Annotated in this window: 12 protein-coding genes; 2 read left to right on the top strand and 10 right to left on the bottom strand. The window is 69.4% G+C overall.

Going from position 1 to position 13,283, the window contains the following annotated elements; genetic code table 11:
- Window positions 1-22: 22 nt before the first annotated feature.
- The 4 genes from BLU09_RS11995 to BLU09_RS11980 all read right to left on the bottom strand — a co-directional run bounded on the left by BLU09_RS11995 (window position 23) and on the right by BLU09_RS11980 (window position 3,387).
- On the bottom strand, window positions 23-955 hold the full coding sequence (locus BLU09_RS11995) for a VOC family protein (protein WP_090489408.1): 933 nt from the start codon (window positions 953-955) through the stop codon (window positions 23-25).
- A gap of 251 nt (window positions 956-1,206) precedes the next feature.
- Window positions 1,207-1,926 carry a SitI6 family double-CXXCG motif immunity protein gene (gene sitI6 / locus BLU09_RS11990; RefSeq protein WP_090489406.1) on the bottom strand — a complete coding sequence of 240 codons (720 nt, stop codon included), beginning with the start codon at window positions 1,924-1,926 and terminating at the stop codon, window positions 1,207-1,209.
- A 12-nt stretch (window positions 1,927-1,938) separates the two neighbouring features.
- Complete coding sequence (gene sitA6 / locus BLU09_RS11985; RefSeq protein WP_444543210.1) at window positions 1,939-2,610, bottom strand: SitA6 family polymorphic toxin lipoprotein; 672 nt, start codon at window positions 2,608-2,610, stop codon at window positions 1,939-1,941.
- A gap of 39 nt (window positions 2,611-2,649) precedes the next feature.
- Window positions 2,650-3,387 (bottom strand): M50 family metallopeptidase, encoded by a 738-nt coding sequence (locus BLU09_RS11980; RefSeq protein WP_011552568.1) that lies wholly within the window; start codon window positions 3,385-3,387, stop codon window positions 2,650-2,652.
- Between the two features lie 136 nt (window positions 3,388-3,523).
- On the opposite strand from BLU09_RS11980, the gene BLU09_RS11975 reads away from it, so the two are divergent.
- Together BLU09_RS11975 and BLU09_RS11970 are read left to right on the top strand one after the other, a co-directional pair.
- Window positions 3,524-5,701: a S46 family peptidase gene (locus tag BLU09_RS11975; protein ID WP_090489402.1), complete on the top strand. Its 2,178-nt coding sequence runs from the start codon at window positions 3,524-3,526 to the stop codon at window positions 5,699-5,701.
- A complete protein-coding gene (locus BLU09_RS11970; protein ID WP_090489400.1) occupies window positions 5,701-6,357 on the top strand; it encodes a hypothetical protein in 657 nt (218 codons plus the stop codon). Before BLU09_RS11975 ends, BLU09_RS11970 begins: the two co-directional genes overlap by 1 nt.
- 15 nt (window positions 6,358-6,372) lie before the next feature.
- Here BLU09_RS11970 and BLU09_RS11965 read toward each other — a convergent pair whose 3' ends face one another.
- From BLU09_RS11965 to BLU09_RS11940, 6 genes are all read right to left on the bottom strand, one after another.
- Window positions 6,373-6,876: an RNA polymerase sigma factor gene (locus BLU09_RS11965; RefSeq protein ID WP_011552571.1), complete on the bottom strand. Its 504-nt coding sequence runs from the start codon at window positions 6,874-6,876 to the stop codon at window positions 6,373-6,375.
- 161 nt (window positions 6,877-7,037) lie between these two features.
- Complete coding sequence (locus tag BLU09_RS11960; protein WP_090489398.1) at window positions 7,038-8,678, bottom strand: sigma 54-interacting transcriptional regulator; 1,641 nt, start codon at window positions 8,676-8,678, stop codon at window positions 7,038-7,040.
- Between the two features lie 99 nt (window positions 8,679-8,777).
- Complete coding sequence (gene gspN / locus BLU09_RS11955) at window positions 8,778-9,746, bottom strand: type II secretion system protein GspN (protein WP_090489396.1); 969 nt, start codon at window positions 9,744-9,746, stop codon at window positions 8,778-8,780.
- Window positions 9,747-9,749: 3 nt separating this feature from the next.
- Window positions 9,750-10,307: a type II secretion system protein GspM gene (gene gspM, locus BLU09_RS11950; RefSeq protein ID WP_090489394.1), complete on the bottom strand. Its 558-nt coding sequence runs from the start codon at window positions 10,305-10,307 to the stop codon at window positions 9,750-9,752.
- 2 nt (window positions 10,308-10,309) lie between these two features.
- Window positions 10,310-11,911, bottom strand: a complete 1,602-nt coding sequence (gene pilM, locus BLU09_RS11945) for a pilus assembly protein PilM (RefSeq protein ID WP_090489391.1) — start codon at window positions 11,909-11,911, stop codon at window positions 10,310-10,312.
- A 1-nt stretch (window position 11,912) separates the two neighbouring features.
- A complete protein-coding gene (locus tag BLU09_RS11940; RefSeq protein WP_090489390.1) occupies window positions 11,913-13,280 on the bottom strand; it encodes a type II secretion system minor pseudopilin in 1,368 nt (455 codons plus the stop codon).
- Between the last annotated feature and the right edge of the window lie 3 nt (window positions 13,281-13,283).

Genomic DNA, 13,283 nt, shown 5'->3' with positions numbered 1-13,283 from the left:
GGTTCTCCTCCAGGGTGGCGCATCACGGCGCCGTTGCGGACTTGGACGATTCGAAGGGGTAGCGCTGGAGCGCGAGCACGGCGCCGCTCGGGTCGGCGATGAGCGCGAGCGAGCCACCCCGTGCGTCCGGACGCGGGGCCATCAACACGCGGCCACCCAGGGCCTGGGCCCGTGACGCGAGTGCCGCGGGGTCCTTCACGCGGACATAGGTGAGCCAGTTGGGGCGCGCGCCTTTCACCGGGTTGGCCAGCACGCCGCCTCGGGGATGCTGCCCCTGGGCGAGGACATAGTGCGGCCCGCCGCCGAGTGGGCGTTCGCGGACCTCGTAGCCCAGGAGTTCCTTGTAGAAGTCCGCCGCGGCGACGGGGTCCTGGGCCAGGTACTCCATCCACAAGAACTGGCCCTCATCCGGCACGCCCGTGTCGGCCGGGTCTCCGGGCCGGGAGCGCACGAAGCCCACCGCCGCGCCCTGCGGGTCGGCGACCACGGCGGCCCGGCCGATGTTCCGCACGTCGATGGGGCCGTCGAGCGCCTTTCCGCCGCGCGCGCTGACTTCGGTGACGGCGCGGTCCACGTCGGGCACGGAGAGGTAGCCGAGCCACAGCGCGCCTTCGCGTTTCTCGGCGGCGTTCGCCGGATGGACGATGCCGCCAATCCAGCGCCCCTGGGCGCGGATGAGGGAGTAGGGGCGGAGGCCGCCTCGGATGTCCACGAACTCCCATCCGAACAGGTCGCGATAGAAGCGTTTCGCGGCGGCGGGGTTGTCGGTGACGAGGTCGTGCCAGACGAACTTGCCGTAGAGCGGAGTGGGCGACAGGGAGATGCCCTCGCGGGCCGCGCTGTCAGGCGTGGACGCGCACCCGGCCTGGATGGCGACCGTGCCGCCCACGGCGCATACGCTGGTCAGCAGGAGTCCGCCGCGAAGCCACGCGCGCCACGTGCCAGGATGTTTCATCGTCTCTCCTCGTGCCGCGTCCGGAGCCGCTCGCGGGCTGGATGGCCGGCGGGCTCGGAGGTGGACGGGACAGGACGGGCCGGAGGCCTCGATATGAGGCGGCAGCCTTCACGCGACAACCCACGGGGCGCATCCGTGCGACTGTGGGAGGGGCCGCTGTGCCCGGCGCGACGCCGTCCGGCCCTCCGGGTGCGACACCCGCCGCGCCCGCGCCGTGATGGAGGGCCGCTGAATGGCGGGAGACTCCAGCGTCATCCGCGTGTGGGAATCTCGCGAAAGGCCATTCCTTCCAGACCGAGCTTGCGCACTGTCTCCATGAACCGTTCGGTGCAAACGATGACAGTGGCGTAGTCCCCTACGCGGAAGACATCGCGGTCGATGGGCAGGGATGCTGCGTCGAGAAGGGGCGCGTCCGGCAATCGAAGCGCGACCCGACCGCAGGCGTCGCATGGCGGAGCGAGGTCGGAGGGAAGGCAGCCCGCATGGAGCCGGCCGCGCGGTTCGATTTGGAGTTCAAGCAACTCCGGCGGCTCCTTCTGGCGAAACCTCAATTCTGTCTTGCAGCCGAGCAGCCCTCTGATTCCTTCTGCTTGAAGTCGCTCGAGGGCATCCCGTCGCACGACCCACAGAATGTCCCCCTGTGACGTCAGCGGGCCGAATCGCCCAGAGGCTGTGCCTTCAAGAGGCCCCAGATGCGTGCCTGGCGGAAGTGGCACGCCAGGGGGCACCCAGGGGCGAACCAGCTCTCGCAGTTGCGCGAGCTCCGAAACGAGAACAGGCCAGGGCCGCACGAAGCGTGACCGCTCGGGCACGTGAGACAGGTCCACCCCTGGGTACTGGTGCCCGGCCCCACCCCACGTGACTCCACAGGCATCGCACTTCACGCCGGGCAGGCGCCACTTGTGTGTGGCGTCGAAGCTGCCGTTGAAGGACGGAGTCCGCTCCTCGCGTATCCAGAAGAACCGCATCATGCACTCAATCTCTCAAGTACCTGGCTTGGAATGGTAGGCGCGAATGGGCCCGCCCATGAGCTGGAAGCGGTAGATGAGTTCGCCCGCGTGCTTGAAGATCTCCTCGGGGCTTGCGTTCTCATTGCGGAGTCTGAACTCGCGCCAGGCTCGGTTCCATGCCCCGCCACTCTCTCCCCCTTTGTGAATCCGCTGATGAATGTCTCGAGGAATCGGAAGTGTGTAGTCGTGAATCCTGAGCCCTCTATCCCTGAACCACTCCGCCAGGTCTCTGGCCTGGGGGAAGATGTGGTGCTTCTCCCACCGCCCGGCTGTGAGCCAACGTGAAGGTGGCACCACCCAGCCGGCAGCGCCGTTCCAGTTGGGGAACACCATGACGGCGCCCCGTGGAAGGTTCTGGCCTCCTCCCCAATTCCTCCGGGGACCGCGCCCAGGCGCCGCAGCCGCCACGGGAGGACGCGCAGGCGGGAAGCGCGCCAGTTCCACAGCTCCAGGCACGTCTTCGCAGCGATAGATTCCGCACGCGTCGCCATGACACAGGAGTGAGCCGCAATGGGCATCATCAGCGGTGGTGCACATCTCCTCCGCGGACTCCCAGGCCTCGGGCGCGGGCATCCTCGCGGCGCTGGAGCACCCCAGAAAAGTCAGCGCGAGCACCGAGAATGCAGAGACCAGAAATGTCCGCATCATCGGAGAAGTCTATCGCGTGGCCGATAGCCGGAGGCGCTACACCCGCCGCGCCCGCGCCGTGATGGAAGGCATCTGGAGCCCCTTGGGCCTGGCGTGCAGGGACGTGTACGCCGCCACCGCCAGCAGTCCGATGGCGATCAGCGACCACAGCGCCGCCCACACCACCGCGGGCACGTAGGTGAGGTCCGCCAGGAGCGCCGCGTCACTCTGCGAGCGCACCGCGCTGTTCCACAAGTCCGAGCGCAAATCGAACAGCGCATACAGCGCCGTGAAGGCCGCGATGAACAGGTTCAGCGCGTCCACCACCCCATCCGGCAGGAACTTCGCGCCCAGGGCCAGCACCACGGCCGTGCCCAGGCAGAAGAGCAGGGTGAAGCCGTCCCCCGCGTACACCAGGCCCATGACGGTGAGCCACACGCTGGCAGTGCCCAGCACCCAGCGGCGGAGCCGGAAGCGGAAGGTGGCCAGCATCAGCCCCGCGCCCGCCACCGCGCTGCCCAGGTACCCCCCGGAGTAGACGGCCACCTTGGCGAACAGCCCGGGCGGCAGGCGAGACAGGCAGGAGCCCGATTCGTTGGCCGCCAGGTGGATGCGGTCCACGGAGCCGCCCACCAGCAGCGTCGCCAGGGCATGCCCGCTCTCATGCATCATCACCACCAGCACCTTCATGGGCCACAGGGCGGGTGAATCCCAGAAATACCAGCCCACCCCCAGCATGAGGGCGAGCAGGGCCAACCGGCCGAAATCGAGCTGTGCACCGCTGGCGGTCCGCATCGGTCGCTCCCCTCCTGGGACACCCCAACACTTAATCCGGGTTCGTCTTCCACGAAAAAGCCCGGCCTCCTGGCCGCGAAGCGTCACGGCGAAGGGATTCGCTTGCGGGCGCCGGACGGAGTAGGGAGAGGACACCATGAAGAAGACGCTCCTCCTTCTGTCGCTCGTGGCTGCCCCCGCTCTGGCCGGGGAAGGCAAGTGGACTCCCCAGCAGGTCCTGGAGCTGGACCCGGCGTGGCTACGCGCCCAGGGCCTCCAGGTCTCCCCCAAGAAGCTCTGGGACCCGAAGCGTGGCACCGGCCTGCTCGCGGGCGCGGTCAACGTCGGCGGGTGCTCGGGCGCGTTCATCGCCGCCTCGGGACTGGTCATCACCAACCACCACTGTGCCTTCGGCGTCATCCAGGAGCACAGCACGCCGCAGCGTGACCTCATCACCCAGGGCTTCCTCGCCTCCAAGCGCGAGGACGAACTGCCCGGCAAGGGCTCCCGCGTCCAGGTCCCGCGCAGCTTCACCGATGTGACGAAGACGGTGCTCGCCGCGGTGCCCGCGGACGCGGACGACATCACGCGCTACAAGGCCATCGAGCGGAAGCAGAAGGAACTGGTCGCCGAGTGCGAGAAGCGCCCCGCGACCCGCTGCCAGGTCGCCACCTTCGATGGCGGCGTCAACTACACGCTGGTGGACGCGGTGGAGCTCACCGACGTGCGGCTCGTCTACGCGCCGCCGCGCGCGGTGGGTGAGTACGGCGGCGAGGAGGACAACTGGATGTGGCCGCGCCACACCGGTGACTTCGCCATCCTCCGCGCGTACACCGCGCCGGACGGCACCTCCGCGCCGTACAGCGACAAGAACGTCCCCTACAAGGCGGAGTTCTTCTTCCCGCTGGCCACCCAGGGCGTGAAGCCCAATGACTTCGTCATGGTGCTGGGCTACCCGGGCATGACGTACCGCGCGCTGCTCGCGGAGGAGATGGCCGAGCGCCAGTCCCGCCTCTACCCGCGCATGCGCGACGTGTTCGGCGAGGCCATCCGCATCCTCGAAGCGGAAGGGGAGAAGGACCCCGCGGGCAAGATTGCCACCGCCTCGCAGCTCAAGGGCCTGCACAACGTCTACAAGAACTCGGGCGGTCAGCTCGCCGGCCTGAAGCGCGGCCACATCGTGGAGAAGCAGCGCGAGGCGGAAGCCGCCGTCGCGGTGTGGGCCAAGAAGGCCGGCGCGAAGTGGCAGCCGGCGCTGGACGCGCGGGCCGCGCTGCTCGTCGAGCAGTCCGCCATCGCGAAGTCCTTCGAGCGTGAGTTCCTCCTGGCCGCGTCGTCGCGTCTGGCGCGGGGCCCGGCCCTGGCGGTGGTGGTGTCGCGGCTGGCCGCGGAGCGCGCGAAGCCGGACCTGGAGCGCCGCCCGGAGTACATGGAGCGCGAGCACGTCCGCATCAAGGACCGGCTGGAGCGCGAGCAGAAGAACCTGTTCCTCCCCGCCGAGCGTCAGCTGCTGCTGGCCTTCGTGCGCCGCGCGCAGGCGCTGGGCGCCGGTGAGCGCATCGCCGCGGTGGACAAGCACTTTGGCAAGACGTTCTCGGAGAAGGACGTCCTGGCGAAGATTGACGCCATGTACGCGGGCACCAAGGTGCTGACGCTGGACGAGCGCATGAAGATGGCCACCGAGTCGGTGGGCCAGCTCGAGGCGCGCAAGGACCCGTTGCTCGCGTTCGGCCTGGACCTGGCGAAGGAGCAGGCCGCGCTCGACGAGGTGAAGGACAAGCGCCAGGGCGCCGCGCTGCGGCTGCGGCCGGAGTGGCGCAAGGCGGTGCTGGCGCACGCGGGCAAGCCGGTGGCCCCCGACGCCAACAGCACGCTGCGCGTCAGCTTCGCCAAGGTGCAGGGCTACGCGCCGCGGGACGGCGCCATCTACACGCCGCAGACGACGCTGTCGGGCATGCTGGCCAAGCACACCGGCGAGGAGCCCTTCGACGTCCCGGAGAAGGTCGCCAAGGTCGCCGAGGCGAAGCGCTTTGGCGCGTGGCAGGACAAGAAGCTGAAGGACATCCCGGTGAACTTCCTGTCGGACGCGGACACCACCGGCGGCAACTCCGGCAGCCCCACCGTCAACGGCAAGGGCCAGCTCGTGGGCGTCAACTTCGACCGCGTCTGGGAGAACGTGGCCAACGACTTCGGCTACAACCCGGACGTGGCTCGCAACGTCAACGTGGACGTGCGCTACATCCTCTGGATGCTGGACCAGGTGGAGGACGCGGATGCGCTGCTGCGCGAGCTGGGCGTGCGCAAGGGCCCGCCGGTGGCGGGGGAGACGCGCTGATGTCGGACGCGGGGGACGGCTCGCTTCCTTTTCCGGTCTTCAAGCCGGAAGAGCGCGTGTGTGGCAATTGCAAGCTGTTCAGCCCGCAGTCGGTGGATGAGCGCCGGGGCTGGGTGGGCGCGTGCCGGCTGCACTCGTGGCGGGGCAACTTTCCCCCGTCCGCGCCCATTTGCGACAAGTACACGCCTCGGGGAAGCGCGGCCCCCTCGGCGGTTGCACCCGCGCGCGAGCGGACCGCGCGCAGCGTGGCGCCGGTGGTGGTGCGGCGTCGCGCGGACCCCAACGCCGTGGTGGACCTGGAAGGGTTGAGCATGACGCGTGAAGAGCTGATGGACATCTTCCGGGAGGCGTCCGGCTTGCTGGACGCGCCGCCCCTGGCCAACAAGTGGGAGGGCGGCACGATGCGGCTGGTGCCCGCCAACACCGAGCTGCAGCCCAAGGACCTGCCCATCGACAGCCTGTTCCACAAGGTCGTCATGGTGCGCGACAGGCTCCGGGTGCTGGAGCAGAAGCTCAACGCGCACCCGAAGCTGTCGGACGCGGAGAAGGTGGAGATGCAGAGCTACATCACCCGCGTCTACGGCTCGCTCACCAGCTTCAACGTCCTCTTCAAGGAGAAGGCGGACCAGTTCGTCGGCTCGAAGAGCGAGGACTGAGCCCGTCCCGGGCCCTCAGGGCTGCTGGCCGCGCTCTTCCATCAGGGAGAGCGTGCGCTGGCGGGCGCGGTGGAGCGTGCTCTTCACCGTGCCTTCGGGGATGCGCAGCAGCCGGGCGATTTCCGGGTAGCTCAGGCCGCGCACCTCGCGCAGGTAGAGCACCTGGCGCTGTTGCTCGTTGATGTCCTCCATCGCCTCACCGAAGTGGCGCTCCATCTCCGCGCCCACGGCGAGGGCTTCGGGGGACAGGGGCTCCTGGACGTCGTGGCTCAGCCGGTCTCGGCGCTTGCGCGCCCGCAGCCAGTTGATGCTGCTGTTCACCATGACCCGGTGCAGCCAGGTGCTCCACGCCGCGCGGCCACCGTAGCCGGGGGCGCGGCGGGCGAGCCGGGCGAAGACGTCCTGCACCACGTCTTCAGCGTCGGCGGTATCACCGACGATGCGTCGGGCAATGGCCAACGCGCGAGGACGGTGCTCGGTATACAACTCGGACAGCGGCGGAAGCGCGCATGCGTGCATGACGGGGGCTCTCCTGACACGCCGGGGTGGACGTACAGGACATGGAACGAATGAGCCGCCAGAAGGGTCTATCGCCCTTCAGGGCCATGCACCGTGGGCCACATTTTCCCGGGGCGGGGGCGTCCATCTGCTGACACCCCCACCTCCCTGGAAGACGGCCTCTACTCCTGCTCGTCCTGCTTCGTGAGGCCCCAGTCCTTCAGCCGCTTGAAGAGGGTGGAGCGGGCCACGCCCAGCTCACGGGCCACGCGCTCGCGGTTGTTGTTGTACCGCCGCAGCGCCGCCTCGACGATTTGACGCTCCAGCTTCTCCAACATCTGCTCCAGCGTCATCCCCGGCGGCAGCTCCGGCACGGCGATGCCCGTCTCGCGGTTCAGCTCCTGGTCGAAGGAGATGTCCCCCGCGTCGATGAGGGGCCCCTTGCGCAGCAGCAGCGCGCGGTGCACCACGTTGCGCAGCTCGCGGATGTTGCCCGGCCACGCGTGGTGCTGGAGCCGCTCCAGGGCCGCGGGCGTGAAGCGCACGGACTGGCCACGCGGGGCGTAGGTGCGCACGAAGTGCTCGGCCAGCGAGCCCAGGTCCGCCTTGCGGCTGCGCAGCGGCGGCAGGTGCAGGGGGATGACACAGAGCCGGTAGTACAGGTCCTCGCGGAAGCGGCCCTCGCGCGCAGCCGCCAGCAAGTCCCTGTTGGTGGCCGCCACCACGCGCACGTCCACCGTCTGCGGGCGGCTGGCGCCCACGCGCTTGATTTCGCCGCCTTCCAGCGCGCGCAGCAGCTTCGCCTGCAAGTCGAGCGGCAGCTCGCCAATCTCGTCCAGGAAGAGGGTGCCTCCGTCGGCCTCCTCGAAGGCGCCCTTGCGCGCGCCCATGGCGCCGGTGAAGGACCCCTTCTCATGGCCGAAGAGCTCGCTCTCGATGAGCTCCTTGGAGATGGCCGCGCAGTTGACGGGCACCAGCGGCCGGTTCGCCCGCTGCGAGCAGGCGTGGATGGCGCGGGCCACCAGCTCCTTGCCGGTGCCGGACTCGCCCAGAATCGTCACCGCCGCGGAGGACGGGGCCACCCGCTCAATCAACTCCGAGAGTTGCCGTACCGACGGGTCGCTGCCGATGATGCCGTGGAAGGACGTGGGCTCCTTGCGCGTGGTGGGCGCGGCGGGCTCCAGCACCAGCTCCGTCTCACCCACGCGCAGCACGGTGGGCAGCGGGACTTCCGCCTCGAAGACACGCACCGGGCCCATCCACGTCCCGTTGGTGGAGCGCAGGTCCACGACGTGGAAGGTGTTGTCGCGCCGGGTCACCTTCAGGTGCCGGCTGGAGGCGAAGCGGTCCTGGAGCACCAGGTCGCAGCCGGCGTCCTTGCCCGCGGTGAAGCCTTCACCTGTGAAGCGGTGCACGGACTCGTTGAGGCCCTGCTTCACCCGCACCTGCGCGGGCTGCCAGCGCGGGGCCTGCGTGTCGCGGGACTGGACGGACGTCGTGTGGCCCACCTCGGTGGTGACGTCCGCGCCTTCGCTGCCGCCGCTGATGCGGAACACCGCGCGCCATTGGCCCAGCGCCAGGTCCGCGCCGTCTGGCAGCTCGCCGTGGGTGATGGACTGGCCGGCGACGGTGGTGCCCTTGCCGGACAAATCCTCCACCCGGCAGCGCTCGCCGTCCCACAGCAGGGCGACCTGGAGGCGGCTCACCTCGGGGTCCGGGATGGCGACGTCGCTCTGCTCGCCGCGCCCGAGCACCAGCCGTGCCCGGTCCACCCCCACCCGCAACACCTCCTCGCCACGACGAAAGAACACCAGCTCCGGCATCCCAGCCCTCTCAGCAGTCCAGCACCTGAGAGCGCTTTACACGCCCTGGTGTTCGGCTTTCAACCCCGCGCCCTGCGGCGGGCGCGGGGGAGCGGGCGCTCAGCGCCGCGGGAGGAACGTCGGCCGGTTGAGGAAGCCGCCGAGCCGGGCGGCGCGGAAGCTGGGGTCCGTCTTGTCCGGCGGGAGGATGGTGACGCCCGCGCCCACCAGACCCAGCCGCTTCTGGAACTCCGGGTCCAGCTTGATGTTCACATCCATGCCGGGCTCGCTGTACTCCAGCCGCTTGCCCAGCTTCAGCGTGCCGGTGGCCACCGCCTCCAACTCGTTGCTCTTCAGGCGCAGCGACTCCACCGTGCCCAGTCCCTTGACGAACTGGATGCGCCCGGTGAGGGCGCCCAGGTCGATTTGCGGCAGGTCCATGGGCACCGCCGTGCCACCTCCCATGGGGATGGCCACCTTGCCGCTCTTGATGACCATGTTCCGGGTGTCCAGCGTCAGCTCGCCGTTGGCCTGGGACAGGTCCGGTTGCGCGCCGCTCTTGGGCAGCGTCAGCGACAGGGCCGCGTTCAGCTCGCCGTCCAGGTCCATGCCGGTGAAGGCCGGCAGGTTGCCGCCGGAGGCCTGGAGCCCCTCCGCCGTCACCTTCACGCGCGTGTCGCCCAGCAGGCCCACGGAGGCGCTCAGCGTGCCGCCCATGACGCTGGCGCGCAGCGCGATGCCCGGCGGGAAGAGGGCGGGGCGCAGCGCCACGCTGTCCAGCACCAGTGGCTCGCCCAGCTCCGCGGCGCCCAGCATGCCTTCGCCCCGCGCGAGGGCCGCCACCGTGTCCGCGCTCAGCGGCTGGGGCGGCTTGCTCACGCGCACGTTGGTGGCGGTGATGCCCGCAAGGCCCGGCCGCAGCGAACCGATGCGCACCGCGAGCCCCGCCTGGGCCGCTTCGCTGACCAGCCGCTTGCGGATGGCGTCGTACGGGAAGGTGACGAGCAGGCCCACGACGAAGGCCACCACCGCGAACGCGGCGTAGCCGAGGAGAATCTTCCAGCGGGCGGCTTTGGAGTCAGTGGACATGGGTCAGGGCTTCATCCGGTAGGTGGCGACAGTGGTCCACGCCGTCAGCGTGTCCGATGCGGGACGCGGCTCGATGCGCAACAGCTTCACCTTCACCACGCCCGGGCCGCTCTCCACCGTCTGCAGGAAGTCGGTCAGCTTGCGCAGGTCCACGTCCGTGAAGGTCAGCTCCACGGCGCTCTCCACGATTTTCCCGTCGCCGATGCCCACCTCGCCCTTGGGCGTCATGTTGGGCACCTGGAGGCCGGCCAGCGTCGCCTTGTCCTCGATGTAGCTGATGAGCTGCACGTTGCTGGACGTGAGCTGCTGCTCCACCGACTGACGGTTGGCCTGCGCCTCGCGGAAGCTGGCGGCCAGCGTGTTCACTTCCTGCAGCTTGGCCAGCTTCTCCTCGGTGCGCTTGCGGTACCCGGACGCGCTGTTGGTGAACGTCATCACCACGGCGAACAGGATGAACACCAGCACCGCCGCGCCGGCGATGGACACCATGCGGCGCTCGCGGTCGCTGAGCCGCTCGAACCACGTCTGGATGGGGGCGAAGACTTCCTGAAGCTTGGCCATGGTCAGCTCTCTCCTCCCTGCTCACCAGGGCATTGCACCTGCACGTCCAGGCGGAAGGACATCTTGCTGCCGTCCCGCGTCTTCTCCACCTTGCCCTGCCGGACGTCCTTGAAGCAGTCGTGGTTCTTGATGGCGTTGGACAGCGTGTCGATCTGCTTCGAGGAGTCCGTCTCACCCTCGAGGATGACGCGGCTCAGGTCGATCTGGATGCGGGTGAACTTCACCGGCATGTCGTCCGGAACGCGCCCCGTCACCTCCGCCAGGAGGTTGACCGCCGTCAGCCGGGGCAGCGCCGCCGCCGGGCTCTCCACGCCCGCGAGCATGTTGAGCGCGCGGTTGTAGTCCTTCTCGCACCGGCCCAGGATTCGCTGGGTGGTGTCACACAGCACGGCGTCCACCTGCGCCTCGCGCCGCGCCAGCACGGAGTTGCGCACCACCCCGAACGCGATGAGCAGCAGGATGAGCGTGGCCGCGAAGGACGCCAGGAGCCCCAGCTTGTCCTTCATGTAGTCGAAGTCGCCCTTGAAGGCGAACTCGCCCCGGCGCAGGTTGAAGCGCGGCGCGCGCACGCCCGCCGCGTTGCCGCGCAGGGACAGCGAATACGCCTGGGCCGCCACGGGCTGCTCCGCCGCGGGAATCGCCTTCGCGTCCGCGGGCAGCGCCAGCACCCGCACCGGCAGATTCAAGTCCCGGGAGAGCTGCTCGGCGATGCCCGGCAGCTTCGCGGTGCCGCCGCACAGCACCACCGCGCCCACCTGCTGACGGGTGCGGGCCGTGAAGGCCTTGAGGGTGGGGCGCAGCTCGCGCAGCATCGGCTGCAGGCCGCGCACGAAGGCCGCCGCCGCGCGCTCCGCGTCCGGGCCCTGGGCCGCGCTGGCCACCGCGCCGTGCTGCTCCTTCCAGTGGTGCGCCTCCGCCAGCGACGTCTGGAACTCCGTCGCCAGCGCCTTGCTCAAGTCCTTGCCGCCGCCGGAGAAGGTGCGCGCGAACTGGACGCCCTCGCCGGGCTTGCCCACCGACACGGAGGTGCGCTCATGGCCGATGTCCACCACCGCCACCGCGCCGCCTTCACCCGTGCCCTGGAAGAGGCCCGGGTGCTGCTGGAACAGGTTCTGGTAGGTCAGGCCCGGGTGCGTGACGATGCGCGGGTCCACCTTCAGCTCGGACAGCAGCGCCAGCAGCTCCGCCAGCTCTTCCTTGCGCACCACGCCCACCAGCAGGTCGCTGGCCTTCTCCTTGCCTTCGCCGTCCTTCAGGCCCACGACCTGGTAGTCGTAGACGACGTCGGAGATGTCGAAGGGCAGCTGGCTGCCGACCTCGAAGGGCAGCGTCGCCTCGATGCGCCTGGCGTCGGAGAAGGGCAGGCTCAGCGCGTGCGTGGTGAGCGCGGGGCCGGGCAGGGCGATGACAATCTGGTCCACGTTGCCCGGCGGGAGCTGGCCCAGCAGCTCCTGCACCGCGGCTCGCAGCGTGTCGGCACGCTCGCCCTCCTGGGCACGCCGGACCTCGGCGAACCCATGGGTGGTGTGCGTCTTCGTCTTCGCCTCCAGCACCACGCCCTTCACGGCGTGACTGCCGAGGTCCAGGCCAAGGATACGGGCCATGCTATTCCTCTCTCCAGTACAGGAGCCGGCCCAGAGTGTCGTCGAGCCGGATGACGGCGGTCAGCGTCTTCTGCACGCTGCCCGCTTCTCCCACAGATTTGATGGTGAATGTCTGACTCTTGTCGCCCACGAGCCGGTTGCCCGCGACGTTGGACTTCACGGCCGGGTCGACCAGGATGCCCGCGGCTTCCACCACCGCGACGAAGTCCTGCACGGACATCCCGAAGAAGCTGAACATGCGCGCGGCGCGCACGCGTTCGATGAGCTCGTTGAGGAACACCGGGTCCCTCAGGCGCGGATCCGGCCGCGTCTGGTCCGCCACCGACATGATGGCCAGCCCCATCATCACCGGGTCGTCGGTGTTGATGTTGGGCCGGCGGTTGATGTCTGGATAGACGGTGAGGCGATCCCGGAACGCCGCCATGAACTGGTCGTTGACGCCGTGGACCCGGTACAGCTCGTCCACGCTGTCGAAGCGCGCGTTCTTGGGCTGATAGCCGGGTTCATAACGGCTGTAGGCCGCGCCTTCATCCGAGAACCCACCCGGCAGCGGATTCACCGGGTCCACCGGGTTGAACGCCGAGCCTGTCCGGTCGTCGTCCGCCCAGTCCTTGAGGGCCAGGAGGACGTCCTGGGGCGTGCTGCGCACCTTGTTCGCGTCGTCCCGCTCCCAGAGGAACTCGAAGCGCGGGTCCGCCATCATGTCCATGAGCCGCAGCGCCGTGGGCCGCGCGTCACCCGCGCCCGCGATGAGGCGGTGCACGTTGAGCTTCTCTTCCTCGTCGGTGATGGTGGCCAGGAAGCAGCCTTCGAAGCCGCCGAAGGAGCGCATGGTCATCTGCGAGGCGACCTCGCGCGCCGCCGGGTCCGCGTCCTCGTCATCCAGCTTGAAGTTGTCGTCCTGCTTGGGCTCCAGCGCGGAGACCTCTCCACCCGCGCCGTCGTTCTTCACCAGCCCACGGAGCATGTGACAGTCCACGCGCGCCATCTTGAAGAGCTGGATGTTGAGCGAGGAGGGCTGCACCTGCCCGGCTTGCGGCGTGCCGCCGATGCCCAATTGCCCCAGGATGGCCGCCGGGTTGGGGATGGGCGTCTGGTCCACCTGCTTCTGGAAGCGCAGCAGCAGCCGGGACAGCGCGATGCCCGAGCGCGCCATGTAGTAGGCGCGCACTTCGTCCCGCTGGTTGGCCGCCAGCTGCAGGTCCACCCGGCTGTTGTAGGCGAAGTCGGTGGCAATCACCGTCAGGATGGCGATGGAGACAATGGCGATGATGAGCGCCACGCCGCGCGAGCGCCGCTCCCGCCGCGCCGGGCGGGGCTGGGGCGTGCGTCGCCGCCGGGGCGTCTGCTGGAAGAAGGGCAGGGGCATGGC

This window comes from Myxococcus virescens (assembly GCF_900101905.1).
Taxonomy (GTDB): Bacteria; Myxococcota; Myxococcia; order Myxococcales; family Myxococcaceae; genus Myxococcus; species Myxococcus virescens.
The sequence above is the reverse complement of the archived record's forward strand: the minus strand, read 5'-3'. Positions and strand labels throughout refer to the sequence as shown.

Excerpts from the sequence above, each read along its gene's own strand:
- BLU09_RS11970 (WP_090489400.1), top strand. The coding sequence starts at position 5,701 with ATGTCGGACGCGGGGGACGGCTCGCTTCCTTTTCCGGTCTTCAAGCCG.
- gspM (WP_090489394.1), bottom strand. The coding sequence starts at position 10,307 with ATGGCCAAGCTTCAGGAAGTCTTCGCCCCCATCCAGACGTGGTTCGAG.
- BLU09_RS11965 (WP_011552571.1), bottom strand. The coding sequence starts at position 6,876 with ATGCACGCATGCGCGCTTCCGCCGCTGTCCGAGTTGTATACCGAGCAC.
- gspN (WP_090489396.1), bottom strand. The coding sequence starts at position 9,746 with ATGTCCACTGACTCCAAAGCCGCCCGCTGGAAGATTCTCCTCGGCTAC.
- BLU09_RS11980 (WP_011552568.1), bottom strand. The coding sequence starts at position 3,387 with ATGCGGACCGCCAGCGGTGCACAGCTCGATTTCGGCCGGTTGGCCCTG.
- sitA6 (WP_444543210.1), bottom strand. The coding sequence starts at position 2,610 with ATGCGGACATTTCTGGTCTCTGCATTCTCGGTGCTCGCGCTGACTTTT.
- pilM (WP_090489391.1), bottom strand. The coding sequence starts at position 11,911 with ATGGCCCGTATCCTTGGCCTGGACCTCGGCAGTCACGCCGTGAAGGGC.
- BLU09_RS11940 (WP_090489390.1), bottom strand. The coding sequence starts at position 13,280 with ATGCCCCTGCCCTTCTTCCAGCAGACGCCCCGGCGGCGACGCACGCCC.
- BLU09_RS11995 (WP_090489408.1), bottom strand. The coding sequence starts at position 955 with ATGAAACATCCTGGCACGTGGCGCGCGTGGCTTCGCGGCGGACTCCTG.
- BLU09_RS11960 (WP_090489398.1), bottom strand. The coding sequence starts at position 8,678 with ATGCCGGAGCTGGTGTTCTTTCGTCGTGGCGAGGAGGTGTTGCGGGTG.
- sitI6 (WP_090489406.1), bottom strand. The coding sequence starts at position 1,926 with ATGATGCGGTTCTTCTGGATACGCGAGGAGCGGACTCCGTCCTTCAAC.
- BLU09_RS11975 (WP_090489402.1), top strand. The coding sequence starts at position 3,524 with ATGAAGAAGACGCTCCTCCTTCTGTCGCTCGTGGCTGCCCCCGCTCTG.